This window comes from Leifsonia sp. GW821-FHT13C05, assembly GCF_058806515.1.
In genome coordinates this window covers 110,631-130,676 of the sequence record NZ_JBXAPT010000002.1, presented here as the reverse complement: position 1 = coordinate 130,676, position 20,046 = coordinate 110,631, and the positions used below count along the sequence as shown (strand labels likewise).

At 69.5% G+C, this 20,046-nt stretch carries 21 protein-coding genes and 3 tRNA genes; 17 read left to right on the top strand and 7 right to left on the bottom strand.

The features are described 5' to 3' along the window. Positions 1-2: 2 nt before the first annotated feature. Positions 3-1,238 (top strand): MFS transporter, encoded by a 1,236-nt coding sequence (locus tag AC1ROC_RS07190; RefSeq protein WP_492999094.1) that lies wholly within the window; start codon positions 3-5, stop codon positions 1,236-1,238. Between the two features lie 27 nt (positions 1,239-1,265). Further along, on the top strand, positions 1,266-1,850 hold the full coding sequence (locus AC1ROC_RS07185) for a dihydrofolate reductase family protein (protein ID WP_492999092.1): 585 nt from the start codon (positions 1,266-1,268) through the stop codon (positions 1,848-1,850). Positions 1,851-1,911: 61 nt separating this feature from the next. Here AC1ROC_RS07185 and AC1ROC_RS07180 read toward each other — a convergent pair whose 3' ends face one another. The 5 genes from AC1ROC_RS07180 to AC1ROC_RS07160 form a co-directional block, all read right to left on the bottom strand. After that, positions 1,912-2,517, bottom strand: coding sequence for a DUF305 domain-containing protein (locus AC1ROC_RS07180; protein WP_085369005.1), 606 nt, complete (start codon positions 2,515-2,517; stop codon positions 1,912-1,914). Positions 2,518-2,601: 84 nt separating this feature from the next. Then, positions 2,602-2,847 carry a hypothetical protein gene (locus AC1ROC_RS07175; RefSeq protein WP_492999089.1) on the bottom strand — a complete coding sequence of 82 codons (246 nt, stop codon included), beginning with the start codon at positions 2,845-2,847 and terminating at the stop codon, positions 2,602-2,604. Between the two features lie 322 nt (positions 2,848-3,169). Next, positions 3,170-3,245: transfer RNA gene (locus tag AC1ROC_RS07170), tRNA-Phe, on the bottom strand. Positions 3,246-3,307: 62 nt separating this feature from the next. Next, positions 3,308-3,384: transfer RNA gene (locus tag AC1ROC_RS07165), tRNA-Asp, on the bottom strand. Between the two features lie 51 nt (positions 3,385-3,435). Next, positions 3,436-3,508, bottom strand: a tRNA-Glu gene (locus AC1ROC_RS07160). Positions 3,509-3,935: 427 nt separating this feature from the next. On the opposite strand from AC1ROC_RS07160, the gene AC1ROC_RS07155 reads away from it, so the two are divergent. Both AC1ROC_RS07155 and AC1ROC_RS07150 read left to right on the top strand, forming a co-directional pair. Beyond that, entirely contained in the window at positions 3,936-5,240 is a 1,305-nt protein-coding gene (locus AC1ROC_RS07155) for a M23 family metallopeptidase (protein ID WP_256921921.1), read from the top strand. Between the two features lie 34 nt (positions 5,241-5,274). Then, complete coding sequence (locus AC1ROC_RS07150; protein WP_492999997.1) at positions 5,275-6,561, top strand: C40 family peptidase; 1,287 nt, start codon at positions 5,275-5,277, stop codon at positions 6,559-6,561. 87 nt (positions 6,562-6,648) lie between these two features. Here the strand turns inward: AC1ROC_RS07150 and ppa are convergent, their stop codons facing one another. After that, the gene (gene ppa / locus AC1ROC_RS07145) at positions 6,649-7,173 is read right to left on the bottom strand and encodes an inorganic diphosphatase (RefSeq protein ID WP_256921931.1); all 525 of its coding nucleotides are present in this window, start codon (positions 7,171-7,173) and stop codon (positions 6,649-6,651) included. Between the two features lie 11 nt (positions 7,174-7,184). Between ppa and tilS the strand changes: the two genes are divergently transcribed. From tilS to lysS, 13 genes are all read left to right on the top strand, one after another. Continuing rightward, a complete protein-coding gene (gene tilS, locus AC1ROC_RS07140; RefSeq protein WP_492999087.1) occupies positions 7,185-8,276 on the top strand; it encodes a tRNA lysidine(34) synthetase TilS in 1,092 nt (363 codons plus the stop codon). 16 nt (positions 8,277-8,292) lie between these two features. Then, complete coding sequence (gene hpt, locus AC1ROC_RS07135) at positions 8,293-8,844, top strand: hypoxanthine phosphoribosyltransferase (protein WP_055899140.1); 552 nt, start codon at positions 8,293-8,295, stop codon at positions 8,842-8,844. Between the two features lie 96 nt (positions 8,845-8,940). Next, positions 8,941-10,947: an ATP-dependent zinc metalloprotease FtsH gene (gene ftsH, locus AC1ROC_RS07130; RefSeq protein ID WP_085369000.1), complete on the top strand. Its 2,007-nt coding sequence runs from the start codon at positions 8,941-8,943 to the stop codon at positions 10,945-10,947. Between the two features lie 13 nt (positions 10,948-10,960). Further along, positions 10,961-11,536 (top strand): GTP cyclohydrolase I FolE, encoded by a 576-nt coding sequence (gene folE, locus AC1ROC_RS07125; RefSeq protein WP_492999084.1) that lies wholly within the window; start codon positions 10,961-10,963, stop codon positions 11,534-11,536. After that, on the top strand, positions 11,533-12,336 hold the full coding sequence (gene folP, locus AC1ROC_RS07120; RefSeq protein ID WP_492999082.1) for a dihydropteroate synthase: 804 nt from the start codon (positions 11,533-11,535) through the stop codon (positions 12,334-12,336). The genes folE and folP overlap by 4 nt, the downstream gene beginning before the upstream one ends. Further along, positions 12,329-12,715 (top strand): dihydroneopterin aldolase, encoded by a 387-nt coding sequence (folB, locus tag AC1ROC_RS07115; RefSeq protein ID WP_085368997.1) that lies wholly within the window; start codon positions 12,329-12,331, stop codon positions 12,713-12,715. The genes folP and folB overlap by 8 nt, the downstream gene beginning before the upstream one ends. Next, positions 12,712-13,257: a 2-amino-4-hydroxy-6-hydroxymethyldihydropteridine diphosphokinase gene (folK, locus tag AC1ROC_RS07110; protein ID WP_492999081.1), complete on the top strand. Its 546-nt coding sequence runs from the start codon at positions 12,712-12,714 to the stop codon at positions 13,255-13,257. Before folB ends, folK begins: the two co-directional genes overlap by 4 nt. After that, the gene (locus AC1ROC_RS07105) at positions 13,254-13,733 is read left to right on the top strand and encodes a DUF3180 domain-containing protein (protein ID WP_168690228.1); all 480 of its coding nucleotides are present in this window, start codon (positions 13,254-13,256) and stop codon (positions 13,731-13,733) included. The genes folK and AC1ROC_RS07105 overlap by 4 nt, the downstream gene beginning before the upstream one ends. Further along, on the top strand, positions 13,717-14,202 hold the full coding sequence (locus AC1ROC_RS07100) for a PH domain-containing protein (RefSeq protein ID WP_085368994.1): 486 nt from the start codon (positions 13,717-13,719) through the stop codon (positions 14,200-14,202). The genes AC1ROC_RS07105 and AC1ROC_RS07100 overlap by 17 nt, the downstream gene beginning before the upstream one ends. Beyond that, positions 14,199-15,890: a PH domain-containing protein gene (locus AC1ROC_RS07095; RefSeq protein ID WP_492999078.1), complete on the top strand. Its 1,692-nt coding sequence runs from the start codon at positions 14,199-14,201 to the stop codon at positions 15,888-15,890. Before AC1ROC_RS07100 ends, AC1ROC_RS07095 begins: the two co-directional genes overlap by 4 nt. Beyond that, positions 15,890-16,648: a Rossmann-like and DUF2520 domain-containing protein gene (locus AC1ROC_RS07090; RefSeq protein ID WP_492999995.1), complete on the top strand. Its 759-nt coding sequence runs from the start codon at positions 15,890-15,892 to the stop codon at positions 16,646-16,648. Before AC1ROC_RS07095 ends, AC1ROC_RS07090 begins: the two co-directional genes overlap by 1 nt. A 60-nt stretch (positions 16,649-16,708) precedes the next feature. Next, on the top strand, positions 16,709-17,596 hold the full coding sequence (gene panC, locus AC1ROC_RS07085) for a pantoate--beta-alanine ligase (RefSeq protein ID WP_492999077.1): 888 nt from the start codon (positions 16,709-16,711) through the stop codon (positions 17,594-17,596). A 31-nt stretch (positions 17,597-17,627) separates the two neighbouring features. Further along, a complete protein-coding gene (lysS, locus tag AC1ROC_RS07080) occupies positions 17,628-19,142 on the top strand; it encodes a lysine--tRNA ligase (protein ID WP_492999075.1) in 1,515 nt (504 codons plus the stop codon). Between the two features lie 18 nt (positions 19,143-19,160). Here lysS and AC1ROC_RS07075 read toward each other — a convergent pair whose 3' ends face one another. Next, positions 19,161-19,979 carry a cytochrome c oxidase assembly protein gene (locus AC1ROC_RS07075; RefSeq protein WP_492999073.1) on the bottom strand — a complete coding sequence of 273 codons (819 nt, stop codon included), beginning with the start codon at positions 19,977-19,979 and terminating at the stop codon, positions 19,161-19,163. Positions 19,980-20,046: the final 67 nt, after the last annotated feature.

Genomic DNA, 20,046 nt, shown 5'->3' with positions numbered 1-20,046 from the left:
CCATGACCACCATGAGCCTCGGCACCACCGCCCTTCCGCAGCGTTCCCCGCTGGTGACGCGCCCGCTCCTGCTGCGCTTCGTCTCGATCGTCGCCTGCTCTGTCGGCTTCTTCCTCCCGCTCGCCGCCGTGCCGCTGCTTGCGGACGCGACCTCGCCGGTCGGCGGCGGTGTCGCCAACGGCGCACTGCTCGCGGCGACCGTCGCCGGCGAGCTCGCCTCGCCGTGGTTGATGCAGCGGGTCGGCGCCCGGGCGGTCCTCGCGGTGGGGCTCGTGCTGCTCGGAGCTCCGACGTTCGTTCTGCTGTTCTCCGTGTCCCTCCCCGTTCTCGTGACCACCGGCGTGCTGCGGGGTCTGGGCTTCGCGCTGGCGATCGTCGCGGGAGGCGCGGTGACCGCGGCGATCGTCCCGGCCGATCGCCGCGGCGAGGGCCTCGCGCTCGCCGGGCTGGTGAGCGCCGTTCCTTCGCTGCTCGCGCTGCCGCTCGGGGTGACTCTCAGCGCCGTGGCTGGTCCCGGATGGGTGTTCGCGATCGCCGGGGCGGTGCCTCTGTTCGCGGTGGCGTCGGTCGGCGGGCTGCCCGGGCGCGCAGCAGGGGCGCAGACGGCGCAGGTCTCCTCGCGAACCTCCGGACGGTCGGGGACCGGCATCCTCGTGGGCCTGCGCTCCCCGGAGCTGCTGCGGCCGGCGCTCGTGTTCGCGGCCTCCGCGGCCGTCGCCGGGGTCGTCGTCACCTGTGTCCCCGGTGCGCTGACCGGCTCCGCCTCCGCTCTCGCTCCCGCCCTGCTGCTGGTGCAGCCGGCCGCGGCGGGGCTGGGACGCTGGCTCGCCGGCCGGTACGGCGACCGTCTCGGGCACCGCCGCCTGTTCCTCCCCGGCATCGCACTCTCGGCCGTCGGTATGGCCGCGATGGCGGCGACCGCCAGCGCTCCCCTCGTGCTCGCCGGCGGCGTGGTCTTCGGTCTCGGCTTCGGCACCCTGCAGAACAGCACCATCTCCGCCATGTACGAGCGTGCGGACGAACGGCAGTTCGCCACCGTCAGCGCCCTCTGGAACGCGGGCTACGACGGCGGTATGGCGGCGGGCGCGTTCGCGGTCAGCGCCCTCGCCGCCCTGGTCGGGCCGGCCCTCGCTTTCCTCGCGCTCGCCGTGGCGCTGCCGCTGGTCCTCACGCTCGTGCGGCGCAGCGCATCCGCCAGTGCAACCATCACCGCATCCACCACCGGTCCCACCCGATAACGCACCACCGACAGAAGGAGAACGACAATGGGAACACTCACGGTCGCGATGTTCATGACCATCGACGGATTCACCGAGCGGGCGGACGGCAGCTTGATTTCGCCGGACTGGTCCGACGAAATGCAGCAGTATTGGTCGGGCACGAACGCGCACGACGGCCAGCTGCTCGTGTACGGACGCACCGCCTTCGAGTTCAACGCGGCGTACTGGCCGACAGCTGACACCGCCGAGAACGGCGACGAGTACCGGGCGTTCGCCCGCACCATGAACCGCCTGCCGAAGGTGGTCATCTCGGACACTCTCGAGCAGCCGGGATGGAACGCCACCGTCGAGCGCGGCCCACTGGACGAGGCGGTCACCCGCATCAAGCAGCGCCATGACGGTGAAATCGTGGCCGTCGGCGGCATCTCCCTCGTCGCGGCCCTGACAAAGTCCGGCCTCGTCGACCACTACCGCCTGCTGCTGATGCCACGCCTGGCCGGCTCCGGCCGCTCCATCTTCGCCGACGGACTCCCCGCCACCGACCTGACGTTGGTCGGCTCCCGCCAGCTCGACACCGGCGCACTGCTGCTCGACTACGACGCGGGGCGGGAAGTGCGGCAGGGCGACTGAGACGACGGGCGCCGCCACGACTCCGGAGAGAGGTGACGGCGCCCGCGTTCGACCAGAGAGGTCAGAGGCTCGCGAGGAGCTTCTTCATCTCGGCGATCTCGGCGGTCTGCGCTGTGACGATCTTCTTCGCCAGCGCGACGGCATCGGTCGCCTGTCCCTTTTCGGTCTCGGCCGCCGCCATGGTGATGGCGCCCTCGTGGTGCTGGATCATCTGGGTAAGGAACAGCCGGGATGCCTCGGTGCCGGACGCCGCGGTGAGCGCGTCCATGTCCTGCTGCGACATCATGCCGCTGCCGTCCATGTTCATACCGCTCATGCCGGTCTCCTGCCCCCAGGCCCGGAGCCACCCGTTCATGGTGTCGATCTCCGGCTGTTGAGCAGCCTTGATCTTCTGCGCGAGCCCGGTCACCTGCGCGTCGACACCCTGCTTATTCAGTAGGGTGTCGGACATCTCGATGGCCTGCTGATGGTGGGCCACCATCTCCATCGCGAACGTGACGTCTGCGTGGTTGTGGTCGGAGGTCGCGGCGTCCGTGCTGGAGCTGTGGTCCATCCCCGGCATGTTCCCCATCCCGGAGCCGTCCCCGGAGGGGCCGGGCGTGCATCCGGCCAGTGCCGTTGCGGTCAGGAGGGCGCCGGAGGCGAGCGCGATCAGTCTGATGTTCATGTGGATTGTCTCTTTCGTCGTGTGGATGTGCAGATGTTGGGCAGGCTGAAGCACCACCGCGCGTGCGCGGCGGTGCTGCGTGCGTCATCTGCGGTCGACGGAGAGAGCCAGAAGAGACGGCGGCGACGATCCGATGGTCCTGGCGGCCGTCCGGATCAGGGTGGAGGGTGCGGCTTGCGTGCCGGGACCGAGCAGAGCCCTGGCCAGAGCGGGAGCCAGCAGCAGGATGGTCGCGGCGAGCAGCGCGAGCGTGCACACCATGACGGTCATGTCGTGCATCGGGTCGCAACCGCCGGCGGCGCAGGCGCTGGTCGTTCCCGTGGCTGACATCGCCGCAGGGAGAGCCCAGGGGGTCCGCGGCGGTTCCGTGAGACGGAGCCTGGTCCGCGACACCGGCCGCCACGTGGGACGCGGCGAATTCGTGCGGTTGGCTCACCGGTGTGCTGACCACGTGCATGGCCAGGATGCCCGTGACGATGCCCGCGACCGCGATCAGGAGGATGAACAGGCGGCGCCACGTGCGGGTGTTCATCGAGATGCCGTCGGCGAGCATGCGTTCTCCTTCCGCTGCCACGCTAGCGGCACAGTCTGGATGCGCGGCCGGGGCGTCGTCGGGCCAACAAAAAACCCCCGGCGAACCGGGGGTTTTCTCTGGTGGCTCCGACCGGCATCGATCCGGTGACCTTTCGATTTTCAGTCGAACGCTCTACCAACTGAGCTACAGAGCCTCTCGAGACGACCGATGCCGCCTCTAGACGGAAGCCCTTCCCAAGGGAAGGGCTTCTCGTCGTGGCGACCCTGACGGGACTTGAACCCGCGACCTCCGCCGTGACAGGGCGGCACGCTAACCAACTGCGCTACAGGGCCTCAATGTGAAGCTATTCAATTATATAGGACGCCGTTACCTTCAACGGACAGTGACCCCAACGGGATTCGAACCCGTGCTGCCGCCGTGAAAGGGCGGTGTCCTAGGCCGCTAAACGATGGGGCCGGAACGTCACGGATCGCTTTCACTTTCCGATGACCACCGACGAACAAGCATACGGAAACCCCCGGGCAAAAGCGAATCCTGCGTGCATCCCGGGCGGGTCCGGCTGTTCGGGATGCGCGGGGCCGGACCGCGCGCGCACCCAGCGGCGCGCATTCCACCCATTTCCGCCATCCCGCGACCATCCCGCGACCAGCCAGCGAATGGTCACGGTTTCCTCTCGATCGCGGGTTAGATTCGCTCTCGACGGCCGCCCGGGCTGTCCGTGCAGTCGCGCGCCGCCCCCGTCGATCTCCGTGTCTTCGAGCATCCACAGCCCACCGACCCTGGGCTCCCGGAGTGCTTGTTGCTAAAGTTGCACACGTTGACAGCGGGACCCGTGTGACTCATGTGACTCAAACGAGCACGAGCGAACGGGTTCGAGGAAACGATGAAGCGCACTGAACCGGTCTCACCCAGCCCCCGACGAGCCCCCGCCGCCGGGCGCGCCGGCCTGCTCGGCCGCACAGGCTCCATCCGGCACCGGATGCGCGCCCTGGTCGCCGCCATCGGCGTCGCGACCGTCTTCGCGGTCGGCGCCGTCGCTGCCCCCGCGTACGCGGACCAGTACCCGAGCTGGCAGGACGTCCAGAACGCCAAGGCCAACGCCGGAGCGGCCTCCGCGCAGGTCGACAGGATCAACGGACTCATCAGCCAGCTCAAGGGCGAGGTGGCGGCCACGCAGGCCGAGGCCGTCAAGCGCGGCCAGGAGCTGCAGGCGGCGGAGGCCGCGTTCGACGACGCCAACATCAAGGCCGACCTCATCCAGAAGCAGGCGGACGAGAGCCAGAAGAAGGCGGACGACGCGAGCGTTCAGGCCGGCAAGCTCGCCGCCCAGCTGTACCGCACGGGTGGTCGCAACCTCACAGCCAACCTCTTCCTGAGCGGCAACGGCGCCTCGAGCACCAGCCCGGACAAGCTGCTCTCCGACCTCGGCAGCATGTCGAAGCTGGTCGAGCAGTCCAACAGGGTCTACACCGACGCCAAGGCCGCTCAGAACACGGCGAAAGCGCTCGCCGCACAGGCCGTCGTGGCCAAGGCGGAGCGCGAGAAGCTGCGGATCGCCGCGGAGGCCGCGCTCAAGGCTGCGGCCGAGGCCGCGAAGGCCGCCCAGGACAAGCTCGCGGAGCAGCAGAAGCAGATCGTCGTGATGCAGGCGCAGCTCGCCGCTCTGCGCGACACCGTCAGCAAGACCGTCGCCGGCTACGAGGCCGGTGTCGCGGCAGCGGCGGCAGCCGCGGCTGCGCAGGGCTCCGGCGGACTGCCGGGCGGCTATGTCGGCCCGCAGGGCTGGGCCGTCCCCGCCGCCGGCCCGATCACCGACGGCTTCGGCTCCCGCCCGTCGCCGGGCGGCGTCGGCAGCACATACCACCAGGGCATCGACATCGGCGCGGGATGCAACTCGCCGATCTACGCCGCATATCCAGGCGTCGTCGAGTACGCGGGCCCCAACGGCTCGTACGGCAACTTCGTCCTGATCAACCACGGAAGCGGTGTGCAGACCGGTTATGCGCACATCCGCAACGGAGGGATCCTCGTCGGCATCGGCCAGTCGGTCAGTGCCGGCCAGCCGATCGCACGCGTCGGCACGACCGGCGCATCCACGGGGTGCCACCTGCACTTCGAGGTGCGCCTCGGCGGCGTGAAGATCGACGGGATTCCGTTCATGAGGGAAAGGCAGGCACCACTTGGCTAGCCAGAACGACAGGCCGCGGGTTCGCCCCGGCGTCATGATCGGCGCGGGCGTCATGGGTGTGGTCACCGCATCCGTCGGCGTCATCGCCGCGCCCGCCTTCGCAGACGACTACCCGTCGTGGAACGACGTGCAGCAGGCGAAAGCGAACGTCCAGAACCAGCAGGCGATGATCGACAACATCACCCAGCTGATCTCTGGGCTGCAGTCCTCGGTGGATGCGGCCCGCGTCGCCTCCGAGAAGGCGGCGGAGGCGTACTTCCAGGCGAAGGACGCCCTCACTGCGGCCACCAAGAAGGAAGCCGACCTGCAGAAGCAGGCTTCTGCCGCGGCGGAGAAGGCCAAGACCTCGCAGATGCGCGCCGGTCTGCTCGCCTCCCACCTGGCGAAGTCGAGCGGGGGCGGCGATCTTTCCGTCGATCTGATGCTGAAGGGCGGCGGCTCCGGTTCCGCCGCCGACAAGCTGCTCTACCAGCTGGGCACGATGAGCAAGCTCACCGCCCAGTCCAAGGACGTCTACGAGCAGGCCACCAAAGACAAGAACAACGCGGAGTCGCTGACCGCGCAGGCCAAGGTCGCCAAGACGGAGCGCCAGTCGCTGGCCGCGAAGGCCGACGACGCGCTCAAGGCCGCTCAGGATGCGCAGGCTCAGGCGCAGGCGGCCCTCGCCACCCAGCAGAGCAAGTCCACCGAGCTGGTCGCCCAGCTCGCCACGCTGAAGAACACGTCGACCCAGACCGAGGCCGCGTATCTGCAGGGTGAGCAGGTCAGAGCCGCACAGGCGGCTGCTGCCGCGGCGGCTGCGGAGGCAGAGCGCCAGCGGCAGGAGCAGGCGCAGAACTCCGGAGGCGGCGGAGGTGGCGGCAACGGTGGAGGCGGCGGTGGAGGCGGCGTTACAGCCCCCAGCGGCGGCGGCGGAGGCGGCGGCCCGGTCGCACCGCCGAACGGCAACGTCGTCGACACGGCGATCGCCTACGCGCGCGCCCAGCTCGGCAAGCCGTACATCTTCGGCGGAGAGGGCCCTGGCGGCTACGACTGCTCCGGCCTCACCATGAAGGCCTACGGGTACGCCGGCGTCTACATCGGCAGCCACTCGGTCAACAACCAGTACTACACCGCGGCCAACCGCGGCCAGCTGGTCTCGTACAGCGACAAGCAGGCGGGTGACCTCATCTTCTGGGGCGACGCTCCCGGCGATTTCTATCACGTCGGCATCTACATCGGCGGCGGCATGATGATCGCGGCCCCCACCGAGGGCGACGTCGTCAAGATCCAGTCCGTCTGGGGCTCCCCCTGGTACCAGGTCGCCCGCCCCAGCGCCTGACCACGCTCCTTAAATAATCGAGTCCGGACTTATGCACGCGACACGCCGCGGCGGGCGTGCATAAGTCCGCACTCGATTGCGTGGGGACTAGTGGCCCTCTTCGGCGAGCTTGGCGATGCCCGCCTCGATGATGGCGTTCGCCTCTGCGGCGTCGCCCCAGCCGTCGACCTTGACCCACTTGCCGGCCTCGAGGTCCTTGTAGTGCTCGAAGAAGTGCTGGATCTCGGCGCGGGTGCCCTCCGGGATGTCATCGACGTCCTGGATGTGCGCCCAGCGCGGGTCCTTGTACTGCACGGCGATCACCTTGGCGTCGCTGCCGGCCTCGTCGCTCATGTTGAGCACGCCGACCGGGCGCACCTTGATGCCCACGCCGGGGAACACCGGGTACTCGAGCAGCACGAGCACGTCGACGGGGTCGCCGTCGAGGCCCAGCGTGTTCTCGAAGAACCCGTAGTCGGTCGGGTAGACGAACCCGGTGTAGAGCACGCGGTCGAGGTACACCCGGCCGGTCTCGTGGTCCACTTCGTACTTGTTGCGGCTCCCCTTGGGGATTTCGATGATCGCATCGTATTCGGCCATGGTGTTCTCTCCTTGTGTCGAAAAGTCTGCAATAACGTTACTGGATGCACCTCAACGGTTCTCCAGGCGCCGAACCGCCCCGCGCCGAACGCCGCCCCCGTCTCACCCCGCCGATCGCGGACGCGCGGCGTGCGGTGCGCACCGCACTGGCAGCGGCGGCGGCGCTCGAAGCCCCGGATGCGCACGACGACCACGGGCCGGAGCGACCGCATCCACTGACCGCCGGCGCGCTGGTGCTCGTCGGCCTGAGCGGGGGAGCGGACTCGCTCGCCCTCGCGGCAGCGACCGCCTTCGAGGCGCCGCGCGCCGGATACCGGGCGGGCGCCGTGATCGTCGACCACGGTCTGCAGCCTGGCTCTGCCGACGTCGCCGCCGCAGCAGCCACCACCGCCCGCGGTCTGGGCCTCGACCCCGTGATCGTCGAGACGGTGACAGTGGATGCGGACAGCTCCGGTCCCGAGGCCGCCGCCCGTGCCGCCCGCCACGCCGCGTTCTCCCGGGCACGCGCATCCACCGGGGCTGAGCGCATCCTGCTGGCGCACACCCTCGACGATCAGGCGGAGACGGTCCTGCTCGGCCTCGCCCGCGGTTCTGGCCCGGGCAGCCTGCAAGGCATGGCGGCGGACACCGGCACACTGCTGCGCCCGTTCCTCGCGCTGCGCAGGGAGACCACGCACGCGTTCTGCTCTGACAGCGGGCTGACCCCGTGGGAGGACCCGCACAACGCAGACCCGTCGTACGCGAGGGTGCGGGTGCGCTCGACCGTGCTCCCCGTGCTCGAACGGGAGCTGGGTCCCGGCATCGCCGAGGCGCTCGCCCGCACGGCGGAGCAGCTGCGCGAGGACGACGACGCGCTCGACGGCCTCGCCCTCGACTGGGCGCTCGAACTGGTGACCCAGACCGACGACGGCGCGGTCGCCCTCGACGTGCGCGGGCTCGCGGCCGACCCTGCCGCCCTGCGCCAGCGGATCATCCGGCTGGTCGTCTCCGCTGAGTTCGGGGTGTCGCTCAGCCGCGCGCACACGCTCGCGGTCGCCGAGCTGATCACCGACTGGCACGGCCAGGGTCCGCTCAGCCTCCCAGGCGTTAGAGTTGTCAGGCAGAACGGGCTGCTCATGTTTTCCCCCAACTCTTAAGGACAGCACCTCCCTCATGGAACTCACGGACGTTCACGACGACCTGACCGAGATTCTCATCACCGAGGAGCAGATCCGCTCCCGTATCGCCGAGCTCTGCCGCGAGATCGAGCGCGACTACGCCGGTAAAGACGTCCTCCTGATCGGCGTGCTCAAGGGCGCTGTCATGGTCATGGCCGACCTGGCGCGCGAGCTGAAGATCCCGGTCACGATGGACTGGATGGCCGTGAGCTCGTACGGCTCCGGCACGGCGTCGAGCGGGGTCGTGCGCATCCTGAAAGACCTGGACACCGACCTGGACGGCAAGACCGTCCTGATCGTCGAGGACATCATCGACTCCGGCCTCACCCTGTCGTGGCTGCTGGCCAACCTGCGCTCGCGCGGCCCGGAGTCCATCGAGATCTGCACCCTGCTGCGCAAGCCGGAGGCTGCCAGGGTCGAGATCGACGTGAAGTACGTCGGGTTCGAGATCCCCAACCAGTTCGTGGTCGGCTACGGCCTCGACTACGCGGAGAAGTACCGCAATCTGCGGGGCGTCGGCATTCTCGCGCCCTCCGTGTACAGCTGATCCCGACCGGGCGATCACGGGTGTTCTGAACGCCCGGCGCGCCCAGAGCGAACACGCAGGCGGCGCACAGTCCCGTGGCGGTACTCTGGCTGCACCATGAACGTCAAGAAGATCTTCCGCGGGCCGATTCTCTACATCGTGCTGGCCATCGTCGCAGTGTGGATCGGCTCGAGCCTGATCACCATGTCGGGCTTCAAGGCAGTGTCGACGCAGAAGGGCCTCGAGCTCCTGCAAGACGACAAGGTCTCGAGCGCGAAGATCGTGGACGGTGAGAACCGCGTCGACCTGAATCTGAAGACGGCCGACAAGACGCTCGGCAGCCAGGTGCAGTTCTACTACGTCACGCCGCGCGGCGCCGACGTGGTCAAGGCCGTCGACGACGCCAACCTGCCGAAGGGCTACGACGACGAGGTCCCGCAGCCCAACTGGCTGCTCTCCGCGCTCGGCTTCCTCATCCCCGTGCTGCTGATCGGCGTGTTCTTCTGGATCATGCTGTCCGGGATGCAGGGCGGCGGCAACAAGGTCATGCAGTTCGGCAAGTCCAGGGCCAAGCTCGTCACGAAGGAGAGCCCCAAGGTCACCTTCGAAGACGTGGCAGGCTCCGACGAGGCCATCGAAGAGCTCGAAGAGATCAAGGACTTCCTCAAGGAGCCGGCGAAGTTCCAGGCGGTCGGCGCCCGCATCCCGAAGGGCGTGCTGCTGTACGGCCCTCCAGGAACGGGTAAGACCCTTCTCGCCCGCGCCGTCGCCGGTGAGGCCGGCGTGCCGTTCTACTCGATCTCCGGTTCGGACTTCGTCGAGATGTTCGTCGGTGTCGGCGCAAGCCGTGTCCGCGACCTGTTCCAGCAGGCCAAGGAGAACGCTCCGGCCATCATCTTCGTCGACGAGATCGACGCGGTGGGTCGCCACCGTGGCGCCGGTCTCGGCGGCGGGCACGACGAGCGCGAGCAGACGCTGAACCAGCTGCTCGTGGAGATGGACGGCTTCGACCCGAAGACCAACGTCATCCTGATCGCGGCCACCAACCGTCCGGACATCCTCGACCCTGCGCTGCTGCGCCCCGGGCGCTTCGACCGCCAGATCGGCGTCGACGCCCCCGACATGGTCGGCCGCAAGAAGATCCTCGAGGTGCACGGACGAGGCAAGCCGCTCGCCGCCTCCGTCGACCTCGAAGTGCTGGCGCGCAAGACGCCGGGCTTCACCGGTGCAGACCTGGCCAACGTGCTCAACGAGGCCGCCCTGCTGACCGCCCGCTCCAACGCGCAGCTGATCGACAACCGTGCGCTGGATGAGGCCGTCGACCGTGTGATCGCCGGTCCCCAGAAGCGCACCCGCGTGATGAAGGACCAGGAGAAGCTGATCACGGCGTACCACGAGGGCGGCCACGCTCTCGCCGCCGCCGCGATGCGTCACACCGACCCCGTCACCAAGATCACGATCCTCCCGCGTGGCCGTGCCCTCGGATACACGATGGTCATGCCGCTGGAAGACAAGTACTCGGTCACCCGCAACGAGCTGCTCGACCAGCTCGCATACGCGATGGGCGGCCGTGTCGCGGAGGAGATCGTGTTCCACGACCCCACCACCGGCGCATCCAACGACATCGAGAAGGCCACCTCCATCGCCCGCAAGATGGTCACCGAATACGGCATGAGCGCCGACATCGGCTCCGTCAAGCTCGGCCAGGCCAACGGCGAGATGTTCCTCGGCCGCGACATGGGTCACCAGCGCGACTACTCCGAGCGCATCGCCGAGCAGGTGGACGCCGAGGTGCGCACCCTGATCGAGAAGGCGCACGACGAGGCCTGGCAGGTCATCAACGAGAACCGCGCCGTGCTCGACCGGCTCGCCGCCGCCCTCCTGGAGCAGGAGACCCTCGACCACAACCAGATCGCCGAGATCTTCGAAGACGTGGTGAAGCTGCCGGAGCGCCCGCAGTGGCTGTCCAGCGACAAGCGCCCGATCTCCGACCTCCCTCCGATCGACTACCCGAAGGCCAAGGCGCCGATCGACGCCGGCGCCGTGGACGGTGGCGTCGACTCCGAGCCGCCGTCGAAGCCCAAGCGCGCACCCGTTCGCAAGCCGCGCCCGGCCACCGCGTAGAGCCGGCGCGCGCATGACCGGTTTCGATCGTCCGCGCATCGAGGCAGCTGTCGCAGAGATCCTCGCCGCCATCGGCGAGGATTCTGCGCGTCCGGGACTGGCGGCGACCCCGTCGCGGGTCGCCGACGCGTACGCCGAGTTCTTCTCCGGGCTCGGCAAGGATGCTGCCGCCGAGCTGGGCGACGCCGTGCCGTTGGAGACCGACAAGGCCGAGACGATCCTGCTGCGCGACATCGCGTTCCGTTCCGTCTGCGAGCACCACCTGCTCCCGTTCCTCGGCATGGCGCACGTCGCATACCTGCCGGGGGAGAAGGTGGTCGGCCTGGGGCGCATCCCGAAGGTCGTGGACACGCTCGCCGCCCGCCCGCAGCTGCAGGAGCGGCTCACCGAGCAGATCGCGGACACCATCGAACGCGGCACGGAGGCGCGCGGCGTCTTCGTGGTCCTCGATGCTGCGCACACCTGCGTGACCACGCGCGGCGCCCGGCAGACCGCGAGCACGACGGTCACGATGGCCGCCCGCGGCGCGTTCACAGAGCCGGCCGCGCGCGCGGAGCTCGTGGCACTGATCGGGCGTGGCATCGCGTGACGCTCATCATGGGTGTCCTCAACGTGACACCGGACTCCTTCAGCGACGGCGGCCTCTGGCTCGAACCGGACGCCGCCATCGCGCACGCCATCGAGCTGGTGGAGCAGGGCGCGGACATGATCGACGTCGGCGGCGAGTCCACCAGGCCTGGCGCCCTCCGAGTCGACCCCGCAGAGGAGCAGGCGCGCGTCGTTCCCGTCGTGCGCGAGCTCGCCTCCCGCGGCATCACCGTGAGCGTCGACACGATGAACGCGGAGACGGCCAGGGCGACGGCGGATGTCGGCGCCGCGATCATCAACGACGTCTCGGGCGGCCTCGCAGACCCCGGTATGCCGCAGGCCCTGCTCGACACCGGCCTGCAATACGTGGTGATGCACTGGCGCGGCCAGAGCGACTCGATGGACTCCCTCGCCCGCTACACGGACACGGTCGGCGAGGTGCGCGCGGAACTGTCTGCGCGCGTCACCGCGCTGCTCGACGTCGGCATCGACCCGAGCAGGCTCATCCTCGACCCCGGCCTCGGCTTCTCCAAGACGGGCGAGCACAACTGGCAGGTGCTCGCCGGGCTCCGCGCGTTCGAGACGCTGGGGTACCCGATCCTGATCGGCGCCTCGCGCAAGCGGTTCCTGAGCGCGCTGCTGCCCGACGGAGCTCCCGCCACCGACCGGGATGCGCCCACCGCCGTCATCAGCGCGCTCGCCGCCCGCGACGGGGCGTGGGCCGTGCGCGTGCACGATGTCGCATCCACCAGGATCGCCCTCGATGTCGTGCGGGCGTGGCAAGCTGGAAGCGATGACTAGGCCAGCTGCGACCCGACCGTCCGACGCGATCGTCCTCACCGGCCTGCGCGTGCGTGCGCACCACGGCGTCTACGACTTCGAACGGCAGAACGGGCAGGACTTCGTGGTCGACGTGACCGCCTGGCTCGACCTGGCGGCACCGGCGGCGTCCGACGACGTGGCGCAGACGGTCCACTACGGCGAGCTGGCCGAGGAGATCGCCGACGCCGTGCGCCGTGACCCCGTCGATCTGATCGAGACGGTGGCCGAGCGCGTCGCCGCCGTCGTGCTCGCGCATCCCCCGGTCGACGCGGTCGAGGTGACGGTGCACAAGCCGGACGCCCCGATCAGCGTGCCGTTCGGCGACGTGGCCGTGCGCATCCTGCGGGAGCGATCGTGACACCGGGAGGCGTGACGCCCCGGCCGCAGCGGATGCGCGTCGGCCACCCGGCCGTGCTCGCCTTCGGCGGCAACCTCGGCGACAGGGAGGCGACCATCCGCGCCGCCGTCGCCGCTCTCGAGGCGACGCCGGGCATCCGGGTGGATGCGGTGTCCCCGCTCTATGAGACGCCCGCCCTCAAACTCGACGGCATCGACCACGACGCCCCCGCGTACCTGAACGCGGTCGCCCTGGTCGACACGATCCTCGACCCTCTCGCCCTTCTCGACGCCGTCAACGCGGTGGAAGACCGGCTCGGCCGGGTGCGCGACGAGCGCTGGGGCGACCGGACCATCGACATCGACATCGTCGACTACGACGGCATCGTCTCCGACGACGAGCGCGTCACGCTGCCGCATCCCCGGGCCGCCGAGCGCGCGTTCGTGCTGGTGCCCTGGCTCGACATCGCACCGGATGCGCAGCTCACCGGCCACGGACCGGTCGCGGCTCTCGCCGCCCGCGCCACCGACCCTGTCCGCCGATACGAGGGGAGCGCATCGTGAAACGCACCACCCCCGTCCCGCTGATCGTCCTCGGCGTCGTCGCCGCGGTCGCCGGCTTCCTCATCGAACTGGCGCTGGCCGGGTCGGGGCTCGCGGTGTTCGTGCCTCCGCTCACCCTGCCGATCACGCTGGTGGCCGTCTCGATCATCGTCGTCGCGTTCGCCGTGCCGATCCGCCGAGCCGTCCGCGGCAGGAACGCCCGGCCGATCGACCCGTTCCAGGCGATGCGGATCGTGGTGCTCGCGAAGGCGTGCAGCCTGTCCGGCGCCCTGCTCACCGGCCTCGGCGCCGGCCTCCTGGTCTATCTGCTGAGCCGCGCGGTCATTCCGGCCGGCGGGACGATCTGGCTGACCGTCTCCACGACCGTCGGCGCCATCGTGCTGCTGATCGCCGGTCTGATCGCCGAATACCTCTGCACCATCCCACCCGACGACAAGAACGGCGATCCGGAGAATGTCCATGTCGAATCGTCTTGACCTGAGCGTCGGGGAGTGGCAGCGCGTCTCCCCGAAATACGTGGTCGTCGTGATCGTGAGCGCCGTCGTCAGCGGCGTGGTGCTTGCGGCGGCGGCGACCTTCCTGTGGCTGGTCGCGCAGTGGAGCTGGGGCTGGGTGCTGCTGGCGGCGGTGGTGGTCATCACGATCGTGAGCCTCATCATCGCGCCCCGCCGCGCCCGCTCCATCGGCTACCGGATGCGCGAGGACGACCTGCTCTTCCGCCGCGGCATCATGTACCAGCGCTTCGTGTCCGTGCCGTACGGCCGGATGCAGCTGATCGACATCAACCGCGGCCCGGTCGGACGCATCCTCGGCCTGGCCGACCTCAAGTTCGTGACGGCGGCCGCCTCCACCGGCGTGGTCATCCCCGGACTCCCCGAACCGGTAGCCGCCGACCTGCGCGACCGTCTCGTCGAACTCGCGGAGAGCAGGCGGGCAGGACTGTGAGCGCCCCGCTCAGCGCAGCGGAACGCGCCGCCGAACGGTTCACGGACGGCGAATGGCACCGCCTGCATCCGGCCACGCCTCTGCTGCGCGGTGGCATCGTCTTCGTGGCGATCCTCGGCTTCGTGCTCTCCAACCTGCGCGAACGCATCGTCGGCATCTTCATCGGGACGCCGGACTACGGCGGAGACCCGATCGACCAGATCTACGACCACGGCTGGGAAGGCTGGGCCCTCCTCGCGATCGTGGTGGTGCTGCTGCTCTGCCTGGGAGCGTTCTACCTGTCGTGGCGGATGCACAGCTTCCGCATCACGGGCGACGCGGTGGAGGTGCGCAGCGGCATCCTCTTCCGCACCCAGCGCAAAGCCCGGCTGGACCGCATCCAGGGCATCAACATCGTGCGCCCGGTGCTCGCGCGGATCTTCGGCGCGGCGAAGCTGGACATCAGCGTGGCAGGACACGACGCGAACGTGCAGCTGGCGTACCTCGGCTCGTCGCTGGCCGACGGGCTGCGCGGCGACGTGTTGCGGCTGGCGTCGGGGGTGCGTGCGAGCGAGGCGGAGAGCCGTCCGCCAGAGGTGACTGAGTCGTTCGGTGAGCCCGGGCCTCAGGGAGGCATGGCCGGTCCGGATGGTTCGCCGGCCGGCGTGCAGGGTGCCGCCGCGGCCGGAGGCGCCGTGTCCGGACTGGTGACCCGTCGCGTCAACGAGTTCATCGCGCCGGAACTCGACCCCACCGTCGCTCCGCCGCAGTCGGTCGTGAAGATTCCGCCGCTGCGCCTGCTCGGCTCGCTGGTGCTCAGCGGCTTCACCATCTTCCTGTTGGTGGTGGTCGCGTTGCTGGTGATCGGCGTATCCACGGGCCGGGTGTGGCTGCTGTTCGTGGTGCTGCCCGGCCTGCTCGGGTCGGCGAGCTTCTACATCAACCGCTTCACGAAGTCACTGCGCTATTCGATCGCGGGAACGCCGGACGGTGTGCGCGTCGGCTTCGGCCTGCTCAGCCTGAGCAACGAGACGCTGCCGCCCGGCCGCATCCACGCGGTCGAGGTGCTGCAGCCGCTGCTGTGGCGTCCGTTCGGCTGGTGGCAGATCCGGATCGACACGGCCGGCCACTCGAAGGAGAAGGGCGCGGCTGGGCAGCCGAACACCACGATGCTCCCGGTCGGCGACGCGGCCGACGTCGCACGGGTGCTCGGCCTCGTGCTCCCCGATTTCGCGACGGACGCCCACCGCGAAATGATCGTCGCCGGGATGACATCGCGCGGACGGGACTCCTACGTCGGAAGCCCGCGCCGCGCCGCCTGGGTGCGACCGCTCTCCTGGAAGCGCAACGGGTACAGCATCGTCGACGGGGTGATCCTGCTGCGCCGCGGCGCGGTGTGGCGCAGCCTGGCGATGGTCCCGCTCGCCCGCCTGCAGAGCCTCGAAATCCAGCAGGGCCCGATCGACAGGATGCTTGGCCTCGCCGGCGCCCGCCTGCACACGGTCTCGGGCCCGGTGCGGCCCAGGCTGGCAGCGCTGGACGCACCCCAGAGCGTCCACCTCTTCGACGACGTCGCCGCCGGCGCCATCGCCTCCGCGCAGTCCGACCGCAGCCACCGCTGGGCGGAGCTCCCGTTCGACCAGGCCGCCCCGCTGGATGCGCCGACGCCGCCCTCAACCCCCACCACAACCCGCGAGGAGCACCCGTGATGCAGCGTTCCGGACGACTCGGTCTCGGCATCATCGGCGCTGGGCGCGTCGGGCCGGTGATCGGCGCTGCGCTCGCGGGGGCTGGACATGCCATCGTCGGGGTCTCTGCCGTGTCGGAGGCGAGCAGGGAGCGGGCCGGGGCGATGCTGCCGAACGCGCCCATCCTGAATGTTCCCGTGCTGGTGGAGCGGAGCGAGTTGGTGGTCATCGCCGTGCCGGACGCCGAACTGCCCGGTCTGGTCGCCGGGCTCGCCGCCACCGGCAGCTGGCAGCCCGGCCAGATCGTCATGCACACCGCACCCGGGTTCGGCGTGTCTGTGCTCCAGCCGGCCGCTGCGGCGGGCGTGATCCCGATCGCCGTGCATCCCGCCGTCGAGTTCACCGGGACCAGCCTCGACCTCGCCAGGCTGGCCGAGAGCTACTTCGCCGTCACCGCGCCCGCTCCCGTGCTGCCGATCGCTCAGGCGCTGGTGGTCGAGATGGGCGGGGAGCCCGTGGTCATCGCCGAGAAGGACCGCGAGGCGTACGCGGAGGCCGTCGCGACCGCCACGTCGTTCTCCCGGGCGATCGTCGAGCAGTCCACCGGCATCCTGCGGGACATCGGGGTCGACAACCCTGGACCCTTCCTCAGCTCGCTGTTGCGCTCCGCCGTCGACAACGCCATCACGACGGCCTCGGCACCGGCAGCCATCGACCTGTCCGAGGTCTTCGACGAGCAGCAGGGGGACGATCGCGGCTGGTTCCTCCGCGGCGAGTAGCCTGGATGACTGGCCGTTCAACTCCGCGCCCGCCCGGCGCACCGGCCGTTAGGGGAGCAGATGCCTGACGTCGTGACCACCATTCCCGAACTGCGCGCACGGATCGCCGCAGGCCGAAGGGACGCAGCCCTCGAAGGCAGCGCTGACGCGCCATCCGGTCGCGTCGTGCTCGTGCCGACGATGGGCGCCCTCCACGACGGGCACCTCCGGCTGGTCTCGCACGCCAAAGACCTCGGCAGGATCGTCGTCGTCTCGATCTTCGTCAACCCGCTGCAGTTCGGGCCGGGCGAGGACCTCGACCGCTACCCCCGCACCCTCGACGCCGACGTCGCCAAACTCGCCGGCCTCGCCGACATCGTCTTCGCGCCGAGTCCGGCGGAGATGTACCCGAACGGCGCGACGGAGACCCGCGTCACCGCCGGCGCGATCGGCTCCCTCTACGAGGGCGCATCCCGGCCAGGCCACTTCGACGGCATGCTCACGGTCGTCGCCAAGCTGTTCAACATCGTCGGCCCCGACGTGGCCGTGTTCGGCCAGAAGGACGCGCAGCAGGTGCACCTCGTCGGCCGGATGGTCGACGAGCTGAACCTGCCGGTCACGATCGCCGTGGTCGACACGGTCCGCGAAGCCGACGGGCTCGCCCTGTCGAGCCGCAACAGCTACCTCGACCCGGCGGGACGCGCCGCCGCCGTCGCACTCTCCCAGGCGCTCGCCGCCGCGAAGGCCGCAGCCGTCACGGGAGCAGCAGGCGGAGTGGATGCGGTGCTCGCCGCCGCCCGCGCGCGTCTCGACACCGAACCAGCCGTTAAGCTTGACTATCTCGTGGTCGTCGACCCGGACTCGTTCCTCGCCGTCGCCGAAGGCCACCACGGCCCAGCCGTGGTGCTCGTGGCAGCCCGTGTCGGAACGACCAGGCTGATCGACAACGAGCGCATCAGCATCAGCTGAGCGGCCTCCTCCGCACGAACGAAAGACACTGATGACCGACGAGCAGACCCCCGAGCCTGAACTCTCCGCTGACGAGATCAGCGAGCAGAAGGCCGTCCGCCTCGGCAAGCGCGAGCGCCTGATCGCCGAGGCGAAGACTCCCGCGGGCGGCGCGTACCCGGTCGCTGTGCCCATCACCACGACGATTCCCGCCGTGCGCGCGAAGTGGGGTCACCTGCAGGCCGACGAGGTCTCCGGAGAGACCGTCGGCGTCGCAGGACGCGTCGTGCACCTCCGGAACACCGGCAAGCTGTGCTTCGCGGTGCTGCAGTCCGGCGACGGAACGCGCATCCAGGTGATGGTTTCGCTCGCGGCCGTCGGCGAGGAGTCGCTGTCCGAGTGGAAGGAACTCGTCGACCTCGGCGACCACCTCTTCGTCTCCGGCGAAGTGATCTCGAGTCGCCGTGGCGAGCTGTCGATCATGGTGGAGAGCTGGACCATCGCATCCAAGGCCCTGCTTCCGCTGCCGAACCTGCACAACGAGCTCAACGAGGAGACGCGCGTCCGCAGCCGTTACCTCGACCTGATCGCGCGCGACCAGGCCCGCAAGAACGTCATCGATCGCGCCAAGACCGTCGCCAGCCTCCGCAAGACGTTCTCGGAGCGCGACTTCATCGAGGTGGAGACCCCGATGCTGCAGGTGATGCACGGAGGGGCGTCCGCGCGCCCGTTCGTCACCCACTCGAACGCGTTCGACACCGAGCTCTACCTGCGCATCGCACCCGAGCTGTACCTGAAGCGCGCCGTGGTCGGCGGCATCGACCACGTGTTCGAGATCAACCGCAACTTCCGCAACGAGGGCGCAGACTCCACGCACTCGCCCGAGTTCGCCATGCTCGAAGCGTACGAGGCGTACGGCGACTACAACTCGATCGCCGACCTCACTCAGACCCTCATCCAGAACGCCGCGCAGGCGATCTCCGGTTCGCACGTCGTGACCTGGGCCGATGGCACCGAGTACGACCTCGGCGGGGAGTGGGATCGAATTCGCATGTACGACAGCCTGTCCGAGGCGGTCGGCGAAGAGATCACTCCCGCGACATCTGTGGAGAGACTGCGCGAGATCGCGGCTGTGGAGGGGATCGAGATCCAGCATCCCCTGCCGGGCAAGTACGTCGAGGAGCTGTGGGAGCACTTCGTCAAGGACACCCTGGTGCGGCCGACGTTCGTGATGGACTTCCCCGTCGACACCAGCCCGCTGGTGCGCGCGCACCGTTCGCGCGAGGGCGTCGTCGAGAAGTGGGACCTCTACACCCGCGGCTTCGAGCTGGCGACCGGATACTCGGAGCTGGTCGACCCCGTCGTGCAGCGCGAGCGGTTCGTCGAGCAGGCGAAGCTGGCCGCGCAGGGCGATGTCGAGGCGATGCGTCTCGACGAGGAGTTCCTGCGCGCTCTCGAGTTCGGCATGCCGCCGTCGGGTGGAATGGGGATGGGCATCGACCGCCTGCTGATGGCGCTCACCGGCCTCGGCATCCGCGAGACGATCCTCTTCCCGCTCGTCAAGTAGCGGCTTCCGCCCCGCCCCTCACGGCCGCTGGCGCAGGTGGTCGCGCGTGAGCGCATCCAGCTCGTCGTCGCTGAGTGCGTCGATCCGGTTGGCCTCTCGGCGGTCGAGGCGCATCCAGCGCACGAACAGGATGATGAGCACGGGCACGTCCGCGATTTCTGCGATGAACCACAGGAAGTCGCCGGACAGATGCTGGTCGTGGAGCGCGTTCGGGAACCAGAACGGCAGCGGACCCAGCACAGCGGGCGCGTGATCCAGGATCCCGTCGTTGAGCCGCAGGAGCAGCCCGGGCACCGCATCCAGCAGCATCTCGACGAACGCGAGCAGGAACTCCACCGTCACGAAGAAGCTGGTGCGGATGATCGAGTGGGCGGCGATCGGCAGCACCATGAGCATCCCGGCCAGCGGCACGACGACCGTGATCGACCACTCCGACCAGGGGTTGTCGCGCAGCACGGCGGCGAGCGGCGTCAGGAAGACGAGGAACACAGCACAGGCGAACAGCGGCGCGAACATCGCGTTCCCGAACAGGCGGATCGCGCGCGAGCGCAGGGTCGCCTCCAGCCTGCTCGCCCGGCGTCCGCTGAGGGCCAGGCGGGCCAGGGCGACGGGGCGGCCCAGGCTCATCAGTGCGGGCACGGCGAACAGCAGCAGGGCGATGCGGGTCGTGAACGCCCAGCGCAGCTCGGAGCTGTACGCGCCAAGGAACCCGAACGACACCCACGCGTACGAGCCGAGGCCGAGCGCGAAGAACCACACGGTGGGCGCCATCGGCCAGCGATGACCGCGGCGGCGGAGGGCCAGGATGCCGGCGATGTACAGTCCGGCAGCGGTCACGAGAGCGACGGCGGCGACCGGGTCGAAGCGCCAGGTGGTGAGGAAGACGGTGACGGGTGGCGTGATG

Coding starts and splice junctions, on each gene's coding strand:
- folE (WP_492999084.1), top strand. CDS start 10,961: ATGACCGGTTTCGATCGTCCGCGCATCGAGGCAGCTGTCGCAGAGATC.
- AC1ROC_RS07155 (WP_256921921.1), top strand. CDS start 3,936: ATGAAGCGCACTGAACCGGTCTCACCCAGCCCCCGACGAGCCCCCGCC.
- ftsH (WP_085369000.1), top strand. CDS start 8,941: ATGAACGTCAAGAAGATCTTCCGCGGGCCGATTCTCTACATCGTGCTG.
- folB (WP_085368997.1), top strand. CDS start 12,329: ATGACTAGGCCAGCTGCGACCCGACCGTCCGACGCGATCGTCCTCACC.
- AC1ROC_RS07180 (WP_085369005.1), bottom strand. CDS start 2,517: ATGAACATCAGACTGATCGCGCTCGCCTCCGGCGCCCTCCTGACCGCA.
- tilS (WP_492999087.1), top strand. CDS start 7,185: ATGCACCTCAACGGTTCTCCAGGCGCCGAACCGCCCCGCGCCGAACGC.
- AC1ROC_RS07185 (WP_492999092.1), top strand. CDS start 1,266: ATGGGAACACTCACGGTCGCGATGTTCATGACCATCGACGGATTCACC.
- AC1ROC_RS07090 (WP_492999995.1), top strand. CDS start 15,890: ATGCAGCGTTCCGGACGACTCGGTCTCGGCATCATCGGCGCTGGGCGC.
- panC (WP_492999077.1), top strand. CDS start 16,709: ATGCCTGACGTCGTGACCACCATTCCCGAACTGCGCGCACGGATCGCC.
- AC1ROC_RS07150 (WP_492999997.1), top strand. CDS start 5,275: ATGATCGGCGCGGGCGTCATGGGTGTGGTCACCGCATCCGTCGGCGTC.
- AC1ROC_RS07175 (WP_492999089.1), bottom strand. CDS start 2,847: ATGTCAGCCACGGGAACGACCAGCGCCTGCGCCGCCGGCGGTTGCGAC.
- AC1ROC_RS07190 (WP_492999094.1), top strand. CDS start 3: ATGACCACCATGAGCCTCGGCACCACCGCCCTTCCGCAGCGTTCCCCG.
- lysS (WP_492999075.1), top strand. CDS start 17,628: ATGACCGACGAGCAGACCCCCGAGCCTGAACTCTCCGCTGACGAGATC.
- AC1ROC_RS07100 (WP_085368994.1), top strand. CDS start 13,717: ATGTCGAATCGTCTTGACCTGAGCGTCGGGGAGTGGCAGCGCGTCTCC.
- hpt (WP_055899140.1), top strand. CDS start 8,293: ATGGAACTCACGGACGTTCACGACGACCTGACCGAGATTCTCATCACC.